This is a genomic window from uncultured Tenacibaculum sp., assembly GCF_947502995.1.
Taxonomy (GTDB): domain Bacteria; phylum Bacteroidota; class Bacteroidia; order Flavobacteriales; family Flavobacteriaceae; genus Polaribacter.
Map to the genome: position 1 here is coordinate 189,772 of NZ_CANNBW010000005.1, position 7,533 is coordinate 197,304.

4 protein-coding genes are annotated in these 7,533 nt (G+C 31.8%); all 4 read right to left on the reverse strand.

Annotation, left to right across the window (positions count from 1 at the left end; all coding sequences use genetic code 11):
• Positions 1–5 precede the first annotated feature (5 nt).
• Positions 6–2,408, reverse strand: coding sequence for a glycoside hydrolase family 31 protein (locus tag Q1A46_RS05850; protein ID WP_299675210.1), 2,403 nt, complete (start codon positions 2,406–2,408; stop codon positions 6–8).
• Positions 2,409–2,518: 110 nt separating this feature from the next.
• Entirely contained in the window at positions 2,519–4,432 is a 1,914-nt protein-coding gene (gene glgB / locus Q1A46_RS05855; RefSeq protein ID WP_299675213.1) for a 1,4-alpha-glucan branching protein GlgB, read from the reverse strand.
• 20 nt (positions 4,433–4,452) lie between these two features.
• On the reverse strand, positions 4,453–5,727 hold the full coding sequence (locus tag Q1A46_RS05860) for a glucose-1-phosphate adenylyltransferase (RefSeq protein ID WP_299675215.1): 1,275 nt from the start codon (positions 5,725–5,727) through the stop codon (positions 4,453–4,455).
• Between the two features lie 9 nt (positions 5,728–5,736).
• Positions 5,737–7,143, reverse strand: a complete 1,407-nt coding sequence (locus tag Q1A46_RS05865) for a glycogen synthase (protein WP_299675218.1) — start codon at positions 7,141–7,143, stop codon at positions 5,737–5,739.
• Between the last annotated feature and the right edge of the window lie 390 nt (positions 7,144–7,533).

The following is a 7,533-nucleotide window of genomic DNA, read 5'->3' on the forward strand; positions in this document are numbered from 1 at the left end:
AGCTTTTATCCTTCGATATGTATTTCTGTAAAATTCTTTGGAATTATTAATGTATTTGGCTTTGTTTTACTCAATACCTTTTTTAAATCTATATCTACATTATCGATTTCTACTTCTTTAATTTCAAAAGGTAAACCAATAATTTCGAACTCCATAGTTTCATATTCCGTAACAAAAGTTCCATCTACATGTTGTTGAATAATTACTTCATTCTCTTTACCTGTAAATGTAAATGTTCGTAAACTATAACGTCCTTTAGTGTAATCGTAACCATCTTGAGCATCTTCGTAAACTTTAGAAACTTCTTTTTCTCCTAGTTTAAAATACACTTCAAGTTTTAGTTCATCTATAGTTTTTTCACCAACATATTGTTGCACTGGATATTTAGGAATTATAGCGCCTTCTTTGATAAAAATTGGAATAATGTCTAAATCTGCATCAACCCATTTTTCTAATCCACCAGTAACATATTCTCTAGTCCAGTAATTGTACCAATGTCCACGAGGAATATACATTCTTCTTCCCTTAGCGTTTGGTTCTTGAATAGGACAAACTAAAATCTGATTTCCAAAAACAAATTCATCTGTTCTATAATGTGTTTGAGGATCGTGCTGATCGAATAACACTAATGGTTTTAACATTGGAATTCCGAACTCGGCATATTCCCAAAACATGGTATATAAATAAGGTAATAATTGGTATCGTAATTCTACATATTTACGAGTAACGTCGATCACTTCTTCCCCAAAAGTCCAAGGTTCTTGATTTCCATGATCTCCTGAAGAGTGTGTTCTACAAAACGGATGGAAAACTCCTAATTGAATCCATCTAGCATATAATTCTCCTGTTGGATGCTCCGCAAAACCACCAATATCACTTCCTGTGAACGACATACCACTCATACTCATTCGCTGTGCTTGAATATTGGCAATCCATAAATGTTCCCAAGTAGCGATATTATCTCCTGTCCATGATGAAGTAAAACGTTGTGCTCCAGAATAAGCAGAACGTGTTATGATAAACGGACGCTTAGGATATGCATATTTTTTTACACCTTCGTAAGTTGCACGAGCCATTTGTGTTCCATAAATATTATGTGCTTTTCTATGACTACAATGATTTCCATCATAATTATGACGAACATCATTTGGGAATGTTTTTCCTGGAACTTCCATTACAGCTGGTTCGTTCATATCATTCCAAACACCTTTTACTCCGATTTCATCTATTAATTCTTTGAATAATCCTGCCCACCAAGTTCTTACTTTCGGATTTGTAAAATCTGGAAAGAAACATTCTCCTGGCCAAACTTTACCACGCATGTAAGGACCATCTGCTCGTTTACAGAAATAATCATTTTCCATGGCTTCATTATACACCCAATAATCATCATCGATTTTAATTCCTGGATCTATAATCACAATCGTTTTAAATCCGTCTTCTGCAAGTTCAGCAACCATACGTTTAGGATCTGGAAAATAATCTTTATTCCAAGTAAAACATCTGAAACCATCCATATAATCGATATCTAAATAAATACCATCACATGGAATTCTTAATTCTCTGAATTTACTAGTAACTTCTTTAACTTTTGCTTCTGGATAATAACTCCATTTACATTGATGATATCCTAAAGCCCACAACGGTGGTAACTCAGGTTTACCTGTTAAATCGGTATATTTTGTAATTACTTCTTGCATATCTGGACCGTAGAAGAAATAATAATTCATTTCTCCTCCGTGTGCCCAAAAGCTAGTTACATTTCTACGTTCGTGACAAAAGTCAAAAAATGTTTTAAATGTATTGTCGAAGAAAATTCCGTACGCTCTTTCTTCGTACATTCCTAAGTAAAAAGGAACACTTTTATATAGTGGATCTTGGTCTTTACCAAAAGCATATTGATCTGTTGCCCAATTTTCAATTCTTTTTCCTTTCAAATTCAAATGCATTGGTTTGTCTCCCAAACCATAATAGCATTCTCCTTGTGGAGCAGATTTACTCATTTTTACAATATTTCCACCGTACTCATAGCTTTGTTCCCAATGGAAACCCCAATCATCTTTACAGATTACGTTTCCATGAATATCGTATATCGAAGTTTTTAAACTTTCTTTATCTATCTGAATAATTACCTTGATGGTAATAATTTTATAACAAGTATCGTGTTCTTCGACTTCTAATTTACTGTAGCCTCGAACTCCATCTTCACTGATAGCATAGGAGAAATCATTCTCAAAGTTATTATCTGTCGCGTATCTAAATCGAATTACACTTCCACGAATTACGGTAACTTGTAGTATTACTCCGTTTTCTGTTTTGAAGTAGATTTTGTCTACATCTTGAGAGAATGAATTTATTTTTCCGGGGAAAAGATTTCCTTTGTTTTCTAACTCTGTATTAATAATCATAATACTTCAATTTTGATGGGTTGTACTTGTATTCTGTTATAAAAAAACGACTTATGCCTGAATTAAAGAACTTATCGTATTACTTTTTTTACGAAATCGTTTGATTAAAATTAAGCTTCAATTTTAAAAATTACAGTTGCTAATGGAGGAACTGTAATTTCGCAAGAATGTTCTCTGCTATTCCAATTTAATTGTTCGATTTTTATACTTTTTTTGTTGGAAATACCACTACCTCCATATTTTTTATAATCACTATTAAAAACTTGAACTAGTTTTCCTTTTTTAGGTAGTCCAATTCTATAGTTTTCTCTAGGAATAGGAGTCATATTACATACTGTAATTAAAATATCCTCAGCTGACTTTCCTTTTCTGATATAACTCAAAACTGAGTTTTCATGATCGTCATGAGCTATCCATTCAAAGCCATCATGCTCAAATTGCTTTTCATGTAAAGCCGGATACTTCTTATATAGAATATTTAAATCACGAACTAAATCTTGTGCTCCTTTATGGAAATCGTATTCTAGTATGTACCAATCTAAACTTCCTTCAAAATTCCATTCTGTATGTTGACCAAATTCTCCACCCATAAATAACAGTTTACTCCCTGGATGTGTGTACATGTAACTATACAGTAATCTTAGATTTGCGAACTTTTGCCATTCATCACCTGGCATTCTACCAATTATACTTTGTTTTCCATATACGACTTCATCGTGAGATAATGGCAACATAAAGTTTTCAGTAAAAGCATAGGTCATACTAAACGTTAAATCGTTTTGATGATGTTTTCTATAGATTGGTTCTTTTTTGAAATATTTAAGCGAATCGTGCATCCATCCCATCATCCATTTCATACCAAAACCTAATCCGCCAAGGTATGTTGGTCTCGATATTTTTGGAAATGCAGTAGACTCTTCCGCAATCGTTTGTACATCTGGAAAACTAGCATAAACTTCTTCATTCAATTCTTTTAAGAAATCTATGGCTTCTAAATATTCGTTTCCACCAAACATATTTGGTTCCCATTCTCCATAATTTCTAGAATAATCTAAGAAAATCATCGATGCAACAGCATCTACGCGTAAACCATCAACATGGTATTGATCTAACCAAAAAATCGCATTACTAATCAAGAAACTTTTCACTTCGTTTCTTCCATAATTAAAAATTAAACTTTTCCAATCAGGATGATATCCTTTTCTTCGATCTGGATGTTCATACAAATGAGAACCATCGAAGAAACCTAAGCCATGATCATCTTCAGGAAAATGCGACGGAACCCAATCTAAAATTACACCAATATCATTCTGATGAAATTTGTCTATTAGAAACTTAAAATCTTCAGGATAACCGAATCGTGAAGTTGGTGCGAAATATCCAGTGATTTGATATCCCCAAGAAGGATCATATGGATATTCCATAACAGGCATTAACTCAACATGCGTAAACTGCATTTCTTTTACGTAGTTTACTAATTCATTGGCCAATTCTACATAAGATAATGATCTATTATTATCGTTAAACTTTTTTTTCCAAGAACCTAAATGAACTTCATAAACAGAATATGGAGCATCGACTGCGTTATGCTTTTTTCTTTTCTTCATCCATTTGGTATCATCCCATGTATAAGGATCATCCCAGACCACTGAAGCGGTTTTAGGTGGATGTTCACATCTTCTAGCATAAGGATCTGCTTTCTCTGTAACAATTCCATCGTTATGAGAATGAATTTTATACTTATATAAATTCCCTTTTCCTACTTTAGGAATAAAACCCTCCCAAATACCAGAAGCATCCCAACGAACATTTAAAACATACTCTTGATCTGTCCAATAATTAAAATCTCCAACTACTGAAACAGATTTAGCCGACGGAGCCCAAACAGCAAAATATGTTCCTTCTACTCCATCTACTTCGATAATATGAGAACCTAACTTCTCATACAATCGGAAATGTTTACCTGCTTTAAATAAATTAATATCAAAATCTGAAAATAAACTATACGCTATAACTTTACTCATAAAATATGATGTCCTAAAACTTATTGTAATTTAAATCCGTGAGGGATTACAGCTCTTCTACGAATCACTACAATTCCATCTTTAATTACATAAGCATCTTCTGTAACATCTTTAAGATGTTTTCCTCCTTTTATTACTACGTCATTTCCAATTCTAGCATCTTTATCAATAATTGCATTTTCAATGGTACAATTATCTCCAACACCTATATATGGAACACCTTCTTTTTTATCTTTCTCTATCTCATCTATATCTTGATAAAGATTAGCTCCAATCATATAAGTATTATTGATTTCACTTCCTTTTCCAATTCTTGAACGAATTCCTATTACAGAGTTTTCAATTGTATTTGCATTAATAATGCATCCGTCTGCAATCATAGCTTTATTCAATCTAGTTCCATAAATTTTAGATGGTGGTAATATTCTCGGACGAGTTAATACGTTTTTTGAAGTATTAAATAAATCGAATTTTGGAACTTCATCAGTAAGTCCAATATTTGCTTCGAAGAAAGAAGCAATCGTTCCAATATCTGTCCAATATCCTTTGTATTGATATGCTAACACTGTATTCTTTCCAATAGAATCTGGAATAATTTCTTTTCCAAAATCAATTGTATCTGGATTAGACATTAATTCTACTAATAAATCTCTATTGAAAATATAAATTCCCATAGAAGCTAGATAATGTCTGTCTTCATCCTTCATTTCATCATCAACTTCAGACTCCCAACCAGGAAGTGCATCTGCTGATGGTTTTTCTACGAATGAAGTTATATAATCTTCTTCATCTGTTTTTAAGATACCAAATCCAGTAGCATCTTTAGCATTAACTGGTAAAGTTGCAATACTAATTTCTGCTTTTTTACTGATATGTTTTTCTAACATATCATCGAAATCCATTTGATATAATTGATCTCCAGATAAAATTAAAACATATTCAAATTCATGATTTAAAATATGGTGCATTGATTGACGTACTGCATCAGCTGTACCTTGAAACCAAGTTTTATTTTCTGGAGTTTGCTCTGCAGCCATTATATCGACAAAAGCCTCGCTGAAAGTGCTAAAAGTATAGGTGTTTTTTATATGCCTATTTAAAGAAGCAGAATTAAACTGCGTTAGGACAAACATTCTTTTAATATCACAATGAATACAATTGGATATTGGAATATCTACTAATCTGTATTTTCCAGCGATAGATACTGCTGGCTTTGAACGTCTGTCTGTAAGAGGAGATAATCTTGTTCCTTGTCCTCCTCCTAAAATAATTGCGAGAACTTTTTTGTTAATCATGTAGGTAGGTTAAATTGATTTATATAGATCTAAATATTCTTGAGCAGATTTAGTCCAAGAATGATCTATTTTCATTATTTGTTTCTGAATTTTTCTGAATGTTTTAGTGTCGTTGTACAGTTCTACTGCTCTTTTAATAGAATAACAAATATCCCATACTGAAGCTTGATCATGACAAATTCCAAAACCACCATCTCCAATATCGATTACTGTATCTTTTAATCCACCAGTTCTCCTCACTATTGGAATAGTTCCATATCGTAACGAATACATTTGATTTAAACCACATGGTTCAACTCTAGATGGCATTAATAAGAAATCTGAACCAGCATAAACCAAATGAGATAATTCTTCGTCATACCCGATATGAGCATTAAAATTACCTTTATATAATTCTTTAAGTTCTATTAATTCTTCTTCTATATGTTCGTGACCAGAACCTAAAACAAAAATATTAATATCTCCATGTTTTTCAATAGCCTCTTTTATTGCTTGTGGAAGTAAATCTGCTGATTTTTCTCCAACCAATCTTCCTATAAAACCAAATAGAGGTAAATTAATATCAAATCCGTATTTATCACAAATCTCTTTTTTATTAGCTTTTTTCCCAGAAACAGCATTTGTAGATTTATAATTCTTCTTTAACATTTTATCAGTTTCAGGATTCCATATTACAGTATCTATTCCATTTAAAATCCCAACACACTTTTCACTTTCACTTCGTAATAATCCTTCTAGTCCATTTGCTTGTTCTTTCAACTCCTCCATATAGGATGGAGATACAGTATTTACTCTTGAAGCACATTTAATTCCTGCTGCAAGAGGGTTAACTGATCCATACCAATCTAATAAACCAACATTAGAAAAATCAAATTTAGGTAAAAGGTCTAATCTCTCATGAGAAAAGTTTCCTTGATATTGCGCATTATGAATAGTTAATACTGTTGGTGTTTTTTCTAATGATTTAAAACTATTGCAATAATTAATAAAGAAAGGAATTAAAGAAGTATGATGATCATGACAATGAATAACATCAAATTCTAATTCATCATTTATAATCCAATCTAATAATGCTAATTGAAAACCAAGATATCTTTGAGTTTCGTCTTCATATCCGTAAACAGCTTCAGTATCTAAAAGGTTATCAATTTGGATAACAAATAACTCAAAAGCTATTTTCTTTGAAGTAAACTTTAGTATGTTATAATCATAACTTTTATCATTAAGCTCTATTTTTCCATTACTGATTTGTTTTAATTTTTGTTTTTGAACAAAAGAATTCTTGTAATATGGCATTACAACGATAGAATCAGCTTTAAGATCTCTCTGATATTTAGGTAAGGCTCCAACAACGTCTGCTAGACCACCTACTTTAGCTATTGGATAACATTCAAAACTTGTGTGAAGTATTTTCATTACGGAGGCATTAAAAGTTCACTTATAAAGTTAATGAATAGCTTAAAAAAAAGAATAAAATAATTATTAAAAAAAAGCTATCAAAATTATGAAATCAATAATACGAATACGTTTTCCGAACTGTATTACATTAAAATTAAGTAATCTAACGATTTCGTTAAATTATTGTTTAGAGCAGACTAAAGTATAATTGTATTTATAATTAGATCTTTGGGATGTTTTAATATCTCTAAAGGAAATACTGTTAGGTTTTAATATTTTTTTAAGTAGATATTGTATATAAAAAAATCCGATTAGATAATTCTAATCGGATTTTTGTTTAAAAGAAAGGCGACGACCTACTCTCCCACCAGTGGCAGTACCATCGGCGCTAATGGGCTTAACTTCTCT

Coding starts and splice junctions, on each gene's coding strand:
- Q1A46_RS05850 (WP_299675210.1), bottom strand. CDS start 2,408: ATGATTATTAATACAGAGTTAGAAAACAAAGGAAATCTTTTCCCCGGA.
- Q1A46_RS05860 (WP_299675215.1), bottom strand. CDS start 5,727: ATGATTAACAAAAAAGTTCTCGCAATTATTTTAGGAGGAGGACAAGGA.
- Q1A46_RS05865 (WP_299675218.1), bottom strand. CDS start 7,143: ATGAAAATACTTCACACAAGTTTTGAATGTTATCCAATAGCTAAAGTA.
- glgB (WP_299675213.1), bottom strand. CDS start 4,432: ATGAGTAAAGTTATAGCGTATAGTTTATTTTCAGATTTTGATATTAAT.